This window comes from Bacteroides sp. L008, from assembly GCF_040812255.1.
GTDB classification, from domain to species: domain Bacteria; phylum Bacteroidota; class Bacteroidia; order Bacteroidales; family Bacteroidaceae; genus Bacteroides; species Bacteroides vicugnae.
Window position 1 is genome coordinate 2,589,861 of record NZ_JBFNXO010000001.1, and the last position, 16,091, is coordinate 2,605,951.

Sequence of the window (16,091 nt, forward strand, 5' to 3'; positions counted from 1 at the left end):
TGGAGTATGTCCATTAGACGGGAAGACATTAATAAGTATGTACTTAATTGAGAAAAGTATGATAAAAAAAATCTTAGTAGCCAATCGCGGTGAAATTGCCGTAAGGGTGATGCGCTCCTGCCGGGAGATGGAGATAACGAGTATCGCTATCTTTTCCGAAGCAGACCGGACCGCGAAGCACGTGCTTTACGCAGACGAAGCTTATTGCGTAGGGCCGGCAGCATCCAAAGAGAGTTATCTGAATATAGAAAAAATCATCGAAGTGGCGAAAGCAGCTCATGCGGACGCCATCCATCCGGGTTACGGCTTCTTGTCCGAGAATGCTACCTTCGCCCGTCGATGTCAGGAAGAAGGAATCATCTTTATCGGACCTAATCCGGAAACAATGGAAGCCATGGGGGATAAAATTGCTGCCCGTATCAAAATGATCGAGGCGGGAGTACCCGTTGTTCCCGGCACACAAGACAATTTGAAAAGTGTGGAAGAAGCCATAGAGCTTTGCAATAAGATCGGATATCCGGTGATGCTGAAAGCTTCTATGGGCGGCGGTGGAAAGGGTATGCGCCTCATCCACAGTGCCGAGGAAGTGGAAGAAGCTTATACCACTGCCAAGAGCGAATCGTTGTCTTCTTTTGGCGACGACACGGTTTATCTGGAGAAGTTCGTTGAAGAGCCTCATCACATCGAGTTCCAGATTCTTGGTGACAAACATGGAAATGTCATTCATCTATGCGAACGCGAATGTTCCGTGCAACGCCGTAACCAGAAAATCGTAGAGGAGACTCCTTCGGTTTTCGTCACTCCCGAACTACGAAAAGATATGGGTGAAAAGGCGGTAGCTGCGGCTAAAGCGGTGAACTACATCGGTGCGGGTACTATCGAATTTCTTGTTGACAAACACCGCAACTATTATTTCCTTGAGATGAACACCCGTTTACAGGTGGAGCATCCGATTACGGAAGAAGTGATTGGGGTAGATTTGGTGAAAGAGCAGATTAAAGTTGCCGACGGACAGGTGCTTCAGCTGAAACAAGAAAATATTCAGCAACGCGGACACGCTATTGAGTGTCGTATTTGTGCCGAAGATACAGAAATGAATTTTATGCCGAGCCCGGGTATCATCAAACAGATTACAGAGCCGAACAGTATTGGTGTACGTATCGACAGTTATGTGTACGAGGGATATGAAATTCCAATCTACTACGACCCGATGATCGGTAAACTGATTGTGTGGGCTACCAACCGCGAATACGCTATCGAGCGGATGCGCCGTGTGCTCCACGAATATAAGTTGACCGGTGTGAAAAACAACATCAGCTATCTGCGTGCCATCATGGACACTCCCGATTTCGTGGAAGGTCACTATGACACAGGATTCATCGCCAAGAACGGTGAATATCTGCAACAACGCATCACGCACACCAGCGAACATTCCGAAAATATTGCCCTGATTGCCGCTTATATGGACTACCTGATGAACCTCGAAGAGAACAACAGCGGCATGGCTACCGACAATCGTCCTATCAGCAAATGGAAAGAGTTCGGACTGCACAAAGGAGTGTTGAGAATCTAATTTTAACAAAGAGAATTCAATTATGGAAATTCATATAGGAAACCGTGTGGCCGAAGTAGAGTTGGTCAGCAAGGAAGATAACAAGGTAGTACTCACCATTGACGGAAAACCGTTTGAAGCAGATGTAGTGATGGCGGAAAACGGCACTTGCAACATCTTGATGGACGGACGCAGTTCGAACGCACAACTGATTCGCCGTGATAACGGGAAAAGCTATAAAGTGAATACGCATTATAGCAGTTTCAATGTAGAAATTGTGGACAGCCAGGCGAAATATCTGCGGATGCGCAAGAAAGGGGAAGAGGAACAGAACGACTGCATCATTTCTCCGATGCCGGGCAAGGTAGTGAAAATACCTGTTGTAGCCGGTCAGGAAATGAAAGCGGGAGATACTGCCATCGTTATCGAAGCAATGAAGATGCAGAGCAACTACAAAGTGACTTCGGATTGCCGCATTAAAGAAATTCTGGTTCAAGAAGGTGATAGCATAACCGGCGAACAGACATTAATAACATTAGAACCGATTGCATAATATAAGAACGGATTGCATTATGGAAGAAATAAATAAAGCATACGCCACGTTCGAGGAACGTGACCGCATCGCTTCTCTTGGCGGAGGCGTTGATAAAATAGAGAAGCAACACGAAAGCGGTAAAATGACTGCCCGCGAACGTATCGAGATGTTGCTCGACAAGGGTACTTTCGTTGAACTGGATAAGTTGATGGTTCACCGTTGTACGAACTACGGTATGGATAAGAACAAAATTCCGGGAGATGGTATCGTGTCCGGTTACGGAAAGGTAGACGGTCGCCAGGTGTTTGTTTACGCTTATGACTTTACGGTATATGGCGGCTCACTGTCAGCTTCCAATGCTAAAAAGATTGTGAAAGTACAACAACTTGCATTGAAGAACGGTGCCCCGATTATCGCTTTGAATGATTCGGGCGGTGCACGTATTCAGGAGGGAATCGAGAGCCTTTCCGGTTATGCTGATATTTTTTATCAGAATACAATGGCCAGCGGTGTGATTCCACAGATTTCAGCCATCCTCGGTCCTTGCGCCGGAGGTGCCTGCTACTCTCCTGCCCTGACCGATTTCATCTTTATGGTGAAAGATAAGAGTCATATGTTTGTGACTGGTCCGGATGTAGTAAAAGCGGTGATTCATGAGGAAGTAAGTAAAGAAGAGCTGGGTGGCGCAATGACACATAGCAGCAAGAGTGGTGTGACTCATTTTATGTGCAATTCCGAAGAAGAATTGCTGATGAGCATCCGTGAGCTGCTTTCTTTCTTACCGCAGAATAATATGGATGAAGCCAAGAAACAGCCTTGCACCGACGAAACAAACCGCGAAGATGCTTCTCTGGATACGATCGTTCCGGTAGATCCGAACGTACCGTATGACATGAAAGACATTATCGAACGCGTTATAGACAATGGTTATTTCTTCGAAGTGATGCCGAACTTTGCAAAGAATATCATTATCGGCTTTGCCCGTATGGCAGGTCGTTCGGTAGGTATCGTAGCGAACCAGCCGGCTTATCTTGCCGGTGTTCTCGATATTGATGCCAGTGACAAAGCAAGCCGTTTTATCCGTTTCTGCGATTGTTTCAATATCCCATTGATTACCTTTGAAGATGTTCCGGGATTCCTTCCGGGATATACACAGGAAAACAATGGTATCATCCGTCACGGTGCAAAAATAGTTTATGCGTTTGCAGAAGCTACTGTTCCCAAACTGACAGTGATTACCCGCAAAGCTTACGGTGGTGCTTATATCGTAATGAACTCCAAGCAGACCGGAGCTGACGTGAACTTCGCTTACCCAAGTGCAGAAATTGCAGTAATGGGTGCGGACGGCGCCATCAATATCCTGTTCCGCAAAGCTGACGAAGCAACAAAGACCAAGGAACTGGAAGCTTACAAAGAAAAGTTTGCTACTCCGTATCAGGCTGCCGAACTGGGATATATTGACGAAATCATTTATCCGAGACAGACTCGCAAACGTCTGATTCAGGCACTGGAAATGACGGAAAACAAGATGCAGACAAACCCGCCCAAGAAGCATGGTAATATGCCTTTATAACAACTAGATAAGGTGCGCAAAAGCACCACTCATAAAACGAGCTTGCAGAGATTCTATGATATGCTTTAGAAGATTTGTAAGCTCGTTTCTTATTTGTAAGCCTGCCGTTTCTTTTATATGTAACAAAAAAAACGGCACCTCGATTCACATCGCAGCACCGTCACAACACAAACACAAAATAAAACACGACAAAACTACTATGCAATCTTCCTGTCATGCCGGGGAGGCATATCTTGCTTGACTTATCTATATTCGCATACGCATAAGAAGCTTTATCAGGCGATTTGCACAATAAATAACATACATTTCCGGATTTTGTTCACAGGATTGATAAGATTTTATTCAATAATATGATAAGAAAATGAAATAACGCGCTCTTTAACGAATTCAAGAGAAACGAAAAAAACGGCACCCCGATTCACATCGCAGCACCGTCACAACACAAACACAAAATAAAACACGACAAAACTACTATGCAATCTTCCTGTCATGCCGGGGAGGCATATTACTAACTTACATATATTCGCATACCTACAAGTAGCCATCAGGCGATTTGCATATATAAAACATTCAGATTTTTATTTTGTTCACGAAAGGAGAAGCAAAATTTCATTTCTTCTCCTTATAGTCTTTCAGGAAGCCTTCCATCAGCCATTTGGCGAGTGCCTGACGATTGGAATTCATCACCAGCCGACGCTGATCGAACGTATTCTGGATATTACCCAACTCTACAAAGACGGAAGCGGGAGTGGTATGGGAAAGCACGTATAAGTTACGCCCGCTCACTGTGCCGGAAAAGCCCCGGTTGGGTTGATGCTTATCATATTTTGACTCAAACGTATCTTTCATATTATTCGCCAATCGTTTGCTTTCTCCCTTTTTATTCGAATAATAGAAAAAGACATCCGTTTGTTTTCCCTTACTACGGCTATCAATATGAATAAAAATTGCCCTGCAATAAGAATAGTTCTTACGGTCTTTCCGGTAAAGGACGTTTATTTTATCGCAGCGTTGCTGTAAGCGTTGCACCTGATTCAAAGGAATTGGATCGCCCATACAAGTCTCCCGTTTACTGTTTGACAGGTACGAATCATCACGGATACCATCTTTAGCATCTTGAATGATGATACGGACTTCGGCTCCTTCCTGCATCAAGTTACGTGCCAAACGGAGGGCAATATCATAAGCATATTCATCTTCGTGCAATTCGTATTTACCAACTTTCCCGATAGCACCCGGATCAGGCCCCCCATGTCCGCTGACCACATAGAAGCAAGCACCGGCAAGACGGTTGGAAGTGACTTTCACATCAGCCAGTTGCTTTCCAAACAGAGGCTCATTGAGGGTGGTTCCTATTTTTGTTGATTTAGCTTTCGGAGATTGTTGCTTTGTTCCGGAACTTTCGGAAGCTGATTTCTTGATGGGAGGAATAACATACGTTACGCCCACTTTAAGCACATTGTTCTTTCCCAGTTTCTGTTTATTGAGCTCAATAAAGTCGTCGTAATACTTCTTCGGAGAGCGGTTGTGCCTCAACAGAAAAGAAGAGATGCCTTCACCCGCTTTCGGAGTTGCCTTCTGCTGTGCCCAAAGAGTTGTGCCCGAAAAAAGAAAAGCTAAGAATAAAAGAATATAGAGTTTATTTTTCATAACTACATTAACTATCTCCTTCGCAAGAGTATCATTTCACTCATAAACAGGGCAAAAATACAATTATTTTCCCTACTTTTGCAGCATTAAAACATTTTTTGAAATAAAACATTAAAACCCGATAACATTATGGCAAAACAATTCAAACCGGAAACCCTGTGTGTACAGGCAGGATGGACGCCTAAAAAAGGCGAACCACGCGTATTGCCCATCTATCAAAGTACAACTTTCAAATACGATACCAGCGAGCAGATGGCCCGCCTGTTCGACCTGGAAGACAGTGGCTACTTTTATACCCGTCTGCAAAATCCAACGAATGATGCTGTTGCCGCCAAAATTGCCGCTCTTGAAGGTGGTGTAGCCGCTATGCTGACTTCCAGCGGTCAGGCCGCCAACTTCTATGCCATTTTTAATATCTGTCAGGCAGGAGATCACTTTGTTTGCTCCTCCGCTATTTACGGAGGTACGTTCAACCTGTTTGGCGTGACCATGAAGAAGCTAGGCATCGATGTGACTTTCGTTAATCCGGATGCCAGCAAAGAAGAAATTTCTGCAGCTTTCAAACCGAATACAAAAGCTTTATTCGGTGAAACGATTTCCAACCCTTCTCTTGAAGTACTGGATATTGAAAAGTTCGCACGTATCGCACACAGTCACGGGGTTCCATTGATTGTTGACAATACTTTCCCGACTCCGATCAACTGCCGCCCATTTGAATGGGGAGCTGACATCGTGGTTCATTCTACTACCAAATACATGGACGGACACGCTACAAGCGTAGGTGGCTGTATCGTAGACAGCGGTAATTTTGACTGGGATGCTCATGCTGAAAAATTCCCGGGACTTTGTACTCCGGACGAGTCATACCACGGACTGACTTATACTAAAGCATTCGGCAAAGGTGCTTATATCACCAAAGCAACTGCCCAACTGATGCGTGACCTCGGCAGCATCCAAAGCCCGCAAAATTCTTTCTTATTGAATCTGGGACTTGAAACGTTGCACCTGCGTATGCCTCAACACTGCCGTAATGCGCAGAAAGTAGCTGAATATCTTTCTAAAAATGAGAAAGTTGCCTGGGTAAACTATTGCGGACTGCCGGACAATAAATATTACAGCCTTGCACAGAAATATATGCCGAACGGTTCCTGCGGAGTCATCTCCTTCGGACTGAAAGGCGGACGTGACGTATCTATCAAGTTTATGGATTCACTGGAATTCATTGCGATCGTTACTCATGTGGCGGATGCACGTAGTTGCGTGCTCCATCCGGCAAGCCATACTCACCGTCAGTTGACGGATGAACAACTGATGGAAGCAGGTGTACGCCCAGACCTGATCCGTCTATCGGTAGGTATCGAAAATGCAGATGATATTATTGCTGATATCGAACAAGCATTGAACGCATAAGGATGCTGTAAAGGTATAGCCCATAAAAGAAGGCACGGGAATGAAAAGTTCCTGTGCCTTTTTATTTTACACAAAGAAAATCTTGTACCCTCATCATTACGGAGATACGGATTACACTTCCTCCGCAGATAAACTGGAGATCATTGTATCCACCCAGTATACAACTGTTCTATCCGCAGGTAAAATACCTTCGAGATAAGGCGAATCAGATACATCTTCCAACCATGCCGTAGTAATCGGACCTCTTTCTCTTGTAAGACTTTGAGTTCCTAAATACGGACTAAAATTAAAGAATGTGTGTTGTTTCTCTACATCATTTTCACCTGTATATGTAAAGACAAAAGCTTTTTTCTTTTTTCCGGCCAGCGAAGCCCATTCTATCCGATATGTCCCTTCAACAAGCACCTGTTCATCCTTTGTTTTATAGGTGAATTTCCCTCCTTCTCCTTCTTCAGACAAACGATACACATCATCCGGTCGTAACACACAGATATCTCCTTTATTAATAAAAGAATAAAAGACCATTGCCGCATTCACCTTCTCCTGCAAATCGTCTTCTGCGTCAAATAACAACATACCTTCATTGGGTCTGGAGACTTGGAATTCAGGTTGGTCGAGACATGTAAAAGTCAGTACACCATAAGAAACAGTAACAGGCAGCGTGACATAATTGCCGTCTTTATCACTAACGGTAACCGTCACTTTCCCCTTTTTGCCGTGTGAGCTAAGCCATAACCTGTTATCGTTGACCGTTGCCGTCACAATTGTCTCATCGGAGCTTTGTGCCGAGTAACCACCTTTTCCATTAGCTATCCCGATATTCTCCGCTTCCCATCCATTAAGATACAGGACTGTAGAAGAAATCGTGTTCGTACAGGTTCCCGTTTCGTCGATTAATTCGGAACCGCTAAATAAAATAATCTCTGCATCATCTTGACAGGCTGATATACAAAAAGCCATGAGAGAAAGAAGAAAGAAGCCTAATAAAGTTTTTGTTTTCATATTTTCAGTGGTATGGTTAAATCGCGGCATATGCCATTGTTTTGCAAAGATATAAAGTATTTGTAAAAAAAAGACTATCTTTGTATGGAAAAAACACAGCTATCTGTATTAAAATAAAAAGCATGACTTTAAAACACTATTATAGTCTCATTCTCAGTCTAATGACTACTCTTTCCATTTCGTCTCAACAAGTCGTTGTCACGGAGCTTCCTACTCAAAGATTGTTACCGGTAGCACATATCCACCGGATTCTTCAGGATAGCGAAGGTTATATGTGGTATGCAACAGAAGGCGGAGGCCTGTGCCGTGACAACGGTTATCAGATTAATGTCTTTCGTTCGGACTTAAATACGCCTCACCTGCTATCCAGCAACGACATTACCTGTATAACAGAAGACAACGGACATCATATCTGGTTCGGCACCAAACGTGGTTTATACAGATTAGATAAAGCTAATTATCAAATCAACGAAATAACAGACGGGGAACTCAAGAAGCAAAGAGTCGATGCTGTCCGGGCTATTCATGACGGCACTATCTGGACTTCGGCCGAAGGTATGATTTACCACTTTTCCAGTGAAGGCAAATGTCTTGGAAGTTATCCTTCAGAATGGAAGGGTACAAGACGAAACGTTACTGACTTTTACGAAGATGGAAAACATCAACTTTGGGTACTGCAAGGATCGGGAGGTCTTTTACAATATCATCCGTCAACAGACAGCTTCTCGCCTTATCAATGGACATGTGATGCATCGCCCATACAAATGATTGAAGATGTACAAAATGATTGCTATTGGGTGGCTACTTGGGGAAAAGGAGTTGTACAATTAATCCCTTCTTCCAATCCACAATCGGAGGAAGTAATCTGTAAGTTACAACCCGTCACCTTAGAAGGGTACGAACAGACACCGCATAAAACTCAAATACTGGGATTACTTAAAGACAGCCGGCAGGAAGTGTTGTGGGTTTCAGCGATGGACGATTTATATGCTTACCGAATTGTAGATAATGCACTTCACCCCGTCGATACGGAAAGTTTTCTTCCTAAAGGCAAAAAGATATTGGATAGAATCATTGAAGACCGTGCCGGCAATGTATGGGTTCCAGGATATTCTCCCCATACGTTTATCCTCTCGTTCGACGCCAACAAAATCAAACGTTACCCTACTTCTGCCATGTCCGCTATTACCGGTTATCCGGTGATGGCAGACAGAACGATTCAAGAAGGGGACTATTATTGGATATGGCAGGGAAGAACCGGATTATCCATCTACCATCCTGCTTCCGAACAGATTTCTTTTGCATCGGATTTTTCCGAAGAAACAGGAAAGTATAATATCATAAAATGTATCGAGAAATGTCATACTCAACCCGGAATCTGGGCTGCATCCGATAATGCGTGTCTATTGCATCTGCAACATGAAGGCATGAAGATGAAACTGACAAAAGAGATCCAACTGCCGGATGTCCGACAGATTCGTGTATTAAGCGAGGACAATCAGGGAAACTTATGGATAGGCACAGAAAATGCCATCTATCAATATTCTCTTTCCAAAGGGGAACTCAAAAAGTTTCAGGGGAGTGCGAATATGATAAACGACCTGGCAGTTGCCCCGGACGGAACGATATTCTGCATTACAGAAGCATTGGAGTTCCAATATTTTTCCCCGGAAGGAGAAGGACATACGATTCGGAAAGGAGAAAACTATTCATCTGTCCTCATCGCTCCTGATGGTAAAGTGTGGGTAGCTACTTTGGAAGGAAATGTGTACAGCTATCATCCGCAAACTAAAGTTATCTCCCGGGAAGAGAATGCCTGCAACACAAACGGAGATGCTATCAAAGGAATGGAGATAGACAACTTGGGACATTTGTGGATATTGGCAGACCCATACGTAAAAGAGTACAACCCTACGAATCATTCATTTAGAGTACTGTATAATTCCGACCGCTTCATTCAAGTGGATTATTTCCTTTCCATCCGCAAAATGAAAGACGGAACGATTTGCCTCGGAGGGATCGGTGCTTTTTGTCTGATTACCCCATCTGCAGAGCTGGATCAATCTCCCAACGATATAAAGCCCGTTATATCCTCCATCAAAATAGACGGAAAAACACAAATAACAGGTATAAATACCCGGCAAATAGAATTGAATCCTGATAATATCAATGTAGAAATATCCTTTTCTACGCTAGAACACTTACACGCCGGACAAATCAGTTATGCCTACCGTCTGAAAGGATGGGATGCAAGCTGGAAGTCACTTCCTCCGGGAGTAAACACTGCGTATTTCACCAAACTTCCCAAAGGCAACTACACACTGGAAATTAAAGCGACGGACATTCACGGTTGTTGGGCACAGCCCATATCCTGCCTGCAAATCAATCGTCTACCGGCATGGTACGAGACATGGTGGGCATACGCCCTTTATATGCTTTCTTTTATTCTGATAGCGGCAGGAGTCATAAAGTTCTACTTCAACCGTCTGCACCGGAAGCAACAGGAACAGTTGGAAGAACAACTGACACAGATGAAATTCCGTTTCTTTACGAATGTCAGCCACGACTTACGCACTCCACTGACGCTGATTATCACTCCTCTGAGCAGTCTGCTTTCGGAGATGCAGGACGGCAAGTTAAAGCAACAGTTATCTTCCATCTATCGCAATGCTGAAGAGTTGCTGCAATTAGTCAATCAATTACTGGATTTCCGCAAACTGGAAGTGAGCGAAGAAAAACTGAATCTGACGAATGCAGATATCAGTGAATTTGTCACAACTACTTGCGAAGCATTCAAGTCGTATGCGAACAACAAGCAGATTCGCTTTTCAGTCATACCACTGAAACAAACGCTTTATATGTATCTTGACCGGGATAAAGTACACAGGATTCTCTACAACTTACTCAATAATGCTTTCAAATTTACACCTCCGGAAGGAAGAATCGATGTGTTTTTCAAAATGGAGAACAGAGGAGGGATACAATACGTCTGCATCATCGTGCAGAACACCGGACAGGAAATAGCAGCAGATGAACTTCCCCATATATTCGACCGCTATTATCAGATCGGGGCAAACACCCACAGACAGGCAACAGCAGGAAGCGGCATCGGACTGCATATTGTGAAAGAATATGTCGCCATGCATCAAGGTTTTATAGAAGTGGAAAGCAATAAAGAAGAAGGAACTGAATTTTGTGTCTATCTTCCGACCAATCTGGTTGATAAACGTTTGCTACCGAGAGAGGAGAATATACCGGATGAATCCGGAGCAACTGAAACGAACTCATCAGATGCCCGGAAGACCATTTTGATTGTAGAAGACAATGAAGAATTCCGCCAATTCATGTATCAGCAGTTATCACAAGAATATCAGGTATGGGAAGCCTCCAACGGAGAAGAAGCGGAAGCCATCGCCAATGAGAAAGAAGTGGATATCATTGTGAGTGATGTCATGATGCCGGGAATGGACGGGTTTGAATTATGTCTCCGGCTGAAAGAGAATATGAAGACTTCACACATCTTCATTATCCTGCTTACTGCCCGCACAGGTGACGAAAACGAACTGGCAGGATATCAGTCGGGAGCAGACTGCTACCTGACAAAACCCTTCAACATGGATATTTTAAAGAACCGGATCCAGCATCTGCTGGCATTGCAGCAAAAACGGAAACAGATATTCTTGTCAGGCATTGAGGTTAATGCGGAAGATCTCACTTCCTCCAAAGTAGACGAACGATTTCTGGAAAAAGCAATCGAACTGGTCGAAAAGAATCTGGATAACAGTGATTATAGCGTGGAAGCTTTCAGTGACGACATGTGTATGAGCCGAATGAATCTTTACCGTAAACTGCAAATTATCACCGGACAGAAACCCACAGAATTTATCCGAAGCATCCGTTTGAAGAAAGCTGCCGGATTACTGACTCATACGGAACTGACCGTTATTGAAATATCGGAAAAAGTGGGATTCGCTACACCGAGTTATTTCAGTAAATGTTTTAAAGAGATGTTCGGAGTATTGCCTACCCAATATCACTCGCAGGATTAAAGGAAAAAAGGACGTCCCCGGGGGAAAAAGGGAATGGGAAATACGGGAACGTCCTCAAAACATAACAATACAGAAATACGGACTTTCACAAGGGCACATTTCTGTCTCTCTTATGCAACACTCCCTTCTATAAAAATATGGAGGAAATATCTGGAGAGGATATTATTATGTGGGAAATTTAGTTTATAGTCTTAAAAGCAATCTGATTGCATCAAAGTGATGAACGATAGGCAGTCCGGATATATTCTCCTACCGCATTGTCATCATTGATTTCTATGTATTTTTTCAATAAATCCGCAAAACCGGATTTTATCTGTTCCGTTTGTTTGTTCTCGCAGGCTGTGGAATATTCATCAACAGCCATGAGAAAATCCTGCATCCGTTCATTTAGCATTGTTCCTCCCGTACAAACCACATCGGAAATATCGGCTTGGATACTGCCATTTTCTATGACGACAGGGAGGCGGTATTCCAGTCCCGATTTGCTGGCACGAATAGAAAGCACTTTTACTACGGGCGACACAATAGTCACCGTATCGGCAAAAGCAAACTTTCCGTGGATTATTTCTGCACTATCTACCGGCTGCCCGCTCGAAGCATCTTTCATATAAACCATTTTTCCTTCGAATTCGGGCAAAGGTGCACTGCCGTTAATCTCGTAACCTTTTATCTGATGCCCGGTGCAAGCCGCTATCAAGCATACTCCCGAAAGAAAAGATAAAAGTTTCACATATCTGTTCATTAAGCTCTTCATTTTTCTTTAAAAAAGAAAAGCCGCCCGCACTATCAGCTGAACGGCTTTCTCTTTTCATTCATACATTTGTATAATCATTCATCCTTAGAATCTGAATCCCAGTTTCACCATAGGCATTTCAAATATCTTGATGTTGTGGTGACTGACATTATATTTATCAAATCCTTTCGGACAAATCTGTATCAGGTCATAGCGGTAAGCCAGAGGGTGCATTTCGAAACCGAAAACGAAACCTTTAGCAATGCTATACTCGATACCTGCTACGGCAGCTACTTTGAAACCGTACATCTGACCGGCTTTACTTCCGGAAACATAGACCTGTGACGGAAGTTCTTCCGAGTCGTCACTATCCTTATAGGTGTCTCCAGTGTATGGTTCGGTCGTTTCAATGCGTGCCATCTGGAAGCCGAGTGCGCCTCCGAGATACGGATGAATACGTTCGTTGCGAGTCTTGAAATAGTAGTTGGAACCGACAGATACATACCAGTTGTTGGTCATCTGCGCATTGATATAACTTTGCGCAGGGATAATCATGTCGGGTACACTGTTGTCTCCTTCTACATAGTCTTTCTTTGGAGTGAGGCTGACGTTCATGCTGAACTGGAAATTTACATCCCAATTGTCAGACACGAAATACTTACCTTCAATTCCAGCTATATTGACCAGACTATTATTATTCAGACTCCCGATGTTCAGATAGCGGTTCAGATCGCCGGAGTTATCCGTTCCTCCATTGGGAAGTCCGACTACTCCTCCGTCATTGGAGAACTTGGGAAGCAGATAAGAAGTGTTCTCGTTAAAGAACTTTCCGCTACCAAGCAGGACTGAAACCTGCCACTGTCCTTTCTTCGGGGCAAACGACGCATCATCACTGCTGCTGTAACGCTGCGCCATTGAAGGCGCAGCTGTCATACAGGTCAGCAAAAGTAATGTGCATAGTTTTTTTATCATCTTGTTACTTTTACGTAGTTAGGAAATTATTTCAAGAAGATAGCAAGAAGTGCTTTCAACTGAGCGCTTGCAGTATCATAATCTGCCTTGGCAGCATCATATTCAGCCTGTTTTACTTTGATATTTTCCTGAATATTTGCAAATGATTCAGTAATATAATCTGTATCAGTATAAGTACCTGCTGCTAATTTCTCTATATTTCTCTTAGCTTTAGCAACATCGGCCTTAGCGGCAGTAACATCTGCCAGAGCAATCATATGTTCTTCCTTAACCAAGTTTTTGATAGCTTCCAAAGAACCTAAATCACCATTAGTAAAGTTATTATTCAAATAAACAGTGATTTCCGTTTCAATCTTACCTTTGATAATTTCATTATTGCCGTATTCTTTTTGTACTGTTACAATATTATCATTTACTTCTTTAAAGACTTTATCATAAGCAGCCTGGGCTTCGTCGTTAGCTTTCTTAGCTTTATCTACAGCATCCGCCAAAGCAGCATTTGCTTTATCTTGAACAGTCTGTTCTACAGCTTTTTGAGCAGTAAATGCTTCTTTCAAAGCTTTATAAGTTTCTACCTGATCAATTATAGCTTGTAGACTAGCCGTTTCTGCTGTTGCCCAAATCATCTTACCAAGAGAACCATAATTACCATTCTCCAAGGCATCTACATGATTACCACCAGCGGCAGCTATTACTTCGTCCTTAGATACAGGCAATCTTCTTGGATTATTACCTGAATTGAAATTATCGCTAAATACAGCAGAAGAAGCAGATTTCCACTTTTCCAATGGAGTCTTTACACTGGAATCTTGCTCTACATCTATTAATTTTCCAATATTTTCTTTACTAATTTCATTTGCAGTAGTAATGTCACCAGCATCCCAAGTGATAAAGCCTAAATCTACTCCAACAACTTTCTTAAAGTTATCAGCGTCTGCTATCAGCCAATCAGAGATTTTTTTCGTGTCATTTCCTTTTGTTACACTTACCTTAGTTACTTGTGCTTCTTTAGCCAATGCATCCTTATAATATGCAACTAAAGCCGTAGCTACAGCATCAATATTAGCTTCTTTTTTTCTATCTTCTGGTTTAAGTCCATTATATTTCTTTATTGCAGCATTAGCGGCTGCCTCTGATTTCTCCAAATCTATTTTCAGACTTTCATCATAAGCTGCCATTGCATCTTCCCATGCTTTATAATCTGTAGCATAGTTCTCTTCTGCCTCTTTTTGTGCTGCAAGAGCTGTAGCCAATTGTGGTTTGGCCCATTCTATATTTTCCAAATCAACACCTTTAGTAGCCTTATCAATCAGCTTAATCCAACCATCAATCTGACTTTGTGCTTCAGTAATTTGTATACCTTTATTATAGGCAAAAGTACCAGTACTAGAATTATAACCAGCAACAGTTGTTCCACTAGGTATTACATCATTCAATCCCTTCTTTACTTCAGCCTCTACTTTCTTAGAATAAGCTGCAGCTGTTTTAGCTTTGTTCTTGTCAGAGTTCTGTTTATTTTTAGCAGTTTCCAACTTATCGCTAGTAGCTTCCAAGTCAGATATCAGTTTAGGATTAGCAACTTCTAGCTTGCCTTTTTCAATATTATACTGTTGTTCCTTAACTTTTGCAGCAGCAATTTCTTCTTCCAGCTTCTTGACTTCAGCTTCCCAATCTGCAACAGTAGTATACTCATTATCCAAGATAGCTTTCAAGTTATCAGCATACTCCTGCGTCATCTCTAAAGCAAATTCTGCATTTTTCAGTGCATTATCCAAGACCGCTTCTAAATTATTATCAGCTACTATATCAGAATAGTTAGCTAATTGTTCCTGAAGTTTTTTCAAGCTACCGGCTTTATAGCCACCCACAGACTGGGTAGGATCTTCAGTAATAAGATAAACATAATACTTAGTCTTAGAAGAATTAGTCTCCGTGCTTTCATCCGGATTTGTAGTAGTAGTGGAATTCGCAACTACCGATGATAGAATTCTAGTGATAACAGTTGTTGAATATCCATACATTGCCTTGTCCATTGCCTGTTTTGCATAGGCAACTTGCGCTTGTACACCATTCAAACGAGCTTGTTCTTCATCTGTCAGCAATAACTTGGAAGCTTCAATCTGTTCCATAGCTTGTTTGTAAGCTTCCTGTGCTTTAGCAGTGGCTGTTTCGGCAAGAAGCATTTTTTCCTTATACTGCTCAACAATCAATGCCTTTTCATTTTCCCACTTAGTTTTGTCAGCTTCAGCTTTTGCAATGGCAGCTTCCGCTTCAGCTTTTGCTTGTGCAGTAGCAGCTTCTTCCTTTTCAATCAAAAGTTTCTTTACTTGAATGTCCAGTTCATGCAACTGCAAATCAATTTCTGCAGACTTATTCTGAAGTGCCAAACCTGCATTAACTAATTCTTGCTCTGCAACCTGTGCTTTTCTCAATTCAGCCTCTACAAGCTCAACTGCAGCTTGAGCTTTGATAAATTCAGACTTTGCTCCCCTAAGTTCTGCAATGCCTTCCGGTTCATCGGTATCAATACATCCCGTGAATGTCGCCGTCGTACCTGCCATGAGCAAGGTTGCGACTAAATACGTCCATTTTCTCATAAAAGTAAATTAAATGTT

Annotated in this window: 10 protein-coding genes; 5 read left to right on the forward strand and 5 right to left on the reverse strand. The window is 42.7% G+C overall.

What is annotated here, in order from left to right:
- Positions 1 to 58 precede the first annotated feature (58 nt).
- Genes accC through AB3G73_RS10400 form a run of 3 tightly spaced genes read left to right on the forward strand, consistent with a single transcriptional unit; the run spans position 59 to position 3,660 of the window.
- Positions 59 to 1,573, forward strand: a complete 1,515-nt coding sequence (gene accC / locus AB3G73_RS10390) for an acetyl-CoA carboxylase biotin carboxylase subunit (protein WP_148365031.1) — start codon at positions 59 to 61, stop codon at positions 1,571 to 1,573.
- Positions 1,574 to 1,595: 22 nt separating this feature from the next.
- Positions 1,596 to 2,105 (forward strand): acetyl-CoA carboxylase biotin carboxyl carrier protein subunit, encoded by a 510-nt coding sequence (locus tag AB3G73_RS10395; protein WP_008650400.1) that lies wholly within the window; start codon positions 1,596 to 1,598, stop codon positions 2,103 to 2,105.
- A 19-nt stretch (positions 2,106 to 2,124) separates the two neighbouring features.
- A complete protein-coding gene (locus AB3G73_RS10400; protein WP_195650055.1) occupies positions 2,125 to 3,660 on the forward strand; it encodes an acyl-CoA carboxylase subunit beta in 1,536 nt (511 codons plus the stop codon).
- A gap of 609 nt (positions 3,661 to 4,269) precedes the next feature.
- Here AB3G73_RS10400 and AB3G73_RS10405 read toward each other — a convergent pair.
- Positions 4,270 to 5,310, reverse strand: coding sequence for an N-acetylmuramoyl-L-alanine amidase (locus AB3G73_RS10405; RefSeq protein WP_367744795.1), 1,041 nt, complete (start codon positions 5,308 to 5,310; stop codon positions 4,270 to 4,272).
- A gap of 129 nt (positions 5,311 to 5,439) precedes the next feature.
- On the opposite strand from AB3G73_RS10405, the gene AB3G73_RS10410 reads away from it, so the two are divergent.
- Complete coding sequence (locus AB3G73_RS10410; protein WP_367744797.1) at positions 5,440 to 6,720, forward strand: O-acetylhomoserine aminocarboxypropyltransferase/cysteine synthase family protein; 1,281 nt, start codon at positions 5,440 to 5,442, stop codon at positions 6,718 to 6,720.
- Between the two features lie 111 nt (positions 6,721 to 6,831).
- Here AB3G73_RS10410 and AB3G73_RS10415 read toward each other — a convergent pair whose 3' ends face one another.
- Positions 6,832 to 7,752: a hypothetical protein gene (locus AB3G73_RS10415; protein WP_148365036.1), complete on the reverse strand. Its 921-nt coding sequence runs from the start codon at positions 7,750 to 7,752 to the stop codon at positions 6,832 to 6,834.
- A 92-nt stretch (positions 7,753 to 7,844) separates the two neighbouring features.
- Between AB3G73_RS10415 and AB3G73_RS10420 the strand changes: the two genes are divergently transcribed.
- The gene (locus tag AB3G73_RS10420) at positions 7,845 to 11,771 is read left to right on the forward strand and encodes a response regulator (RefSeq protein ID WP_367744798.1); all 3,927 of its coding nucleotides are present in this window, start codon (positions 7,845 to 7,847) and stop codon (positions 11,769 to 11,771) included.
- A 211-nt stretch (positions 11,772 to 11,982) separates the two neighbouring features.
- Here AB3G73_RS10420 and AB3G73_RS10425 read toward each other — a convergent pair whose 3' ends face one another.
- The 3 genes from AB3G73_RS10425 to AB3G73_RS10435 form a co-directional block, all read right to left on the reverse strand.
- The gene (locus AB3G73_RS10425) at positions 11,983 to 12,525 is read right to left on the reverse strand and encodes a DUF4369 domain-containing protein (protein WP_148365038.1); all 543 of its coding nucleotides are present in this window, start codon (positions 12,523 to 12,525) and stop codon (positions 11,983 to 11,985) included.
- Positions 12,526 to 12,609: 84 nt separating this feature from the next.
- Positions 12,610 to 13,476, reverse strand: a complete 867-nt coding sequence (locus AB3G73_RS10430) for a BT1926 family outer membrane beta-barrel protein (protein WP_148365039.1) — start codon at positions 13,474 to 13,476, stop codon at positions 12,610 to 12,612.
- A gap of 26 nt (positions 13,477 to 13,502) precedes the next feature.
- Positions 13,503 to 16,037, reverse strand: a complete 2,535-nt coding sequence (locus AB3G73_RS10435; RefSeq protein WP_297284561.1) for a hypothetical protein — start codon at positions 16,035 to 16,037, stop codon at positions 13,503 to 13,505.
- Positions 16,038 to 16,091: the final 54 nt, after the last annotated feature.

What these genes read in the sequence shown, in the direction of transcription:
- AB3G73_RS10405 (WP_367744795.1), bottom strand. Translation starts at nt 5,310, where the DNA reads ATGAAAAATAAACTCTATATTCTTTTATTCTTAGCTTTTCTTTTTTCG.
- AB3G73_RS10410 (WP_367744797.1), top strand. Translation starts at nt 5,440, where the DNA reads ATGGCAAAACAATTCAAACCGGAAACCCTGTGTGTACAGGCAGGATGG.
- AB3G73_RS10420 (WP_367744798.1), top strand. Translation starts at nt 7,845, where the DNA reads ATGACTTTAAAACACTATTATAGTCTCATTCTCAGTCTAATGACTACT.
- AB3G73_RS10435 (WP_297284561.1), bottom strand. Translation starts at nt 16,037, where the DNA reads ATGGCAGGTACGACGGCGACATTCACGGGATGTATTGATACCGATGAA.
- AB3G73_RS10415 (WP_148365036.1), bottom strand. Translation starts at nt 7,752, where the DNA reads ATGCCGCGATTTAACCATACCACTGAAAATATGAAAACAAAAACTTTA.
- AB3G73_RS10425 (WP_148365038.1), bottom strand. Translation starts at nt 12,525, where the DNA reads ATGAAGAGCTTAATGAACAGATATGTGAAACTTTTATCTTTTCTTTCG.
- AB3G73_RS10430 (WP_148365039.1), bottom strand. Translation starts at nt 13,476, where the DNA reads ATGATAAAAAAACTATGCACATTACTTTTGCTGACCTGTATGACAGCT.
- accC (WP_148365031.1), top strand. Translation starts at nt 59, where the DNA reads ATGATAAAAAAAATCTTAGTAGCCAATCGCGGTGAAATTGCCGTAAGG.
- AB3G73_RS10395 (WP_008650400.1), top strand. Translation starts at nt 1,596, where the DNA reads ATGGAAATTCATATAGGAAACCGTGTGGCCGAAGTAGAGTTGGTCAGC.
- AB3G73_RS10400 (WP_195650055.1), top strand. Translation starts at nt 2,125, where the DNA reads ATGGAAGAAATAAATAAAGCATACGCCACGTTCGAGGAACGTGACCGC.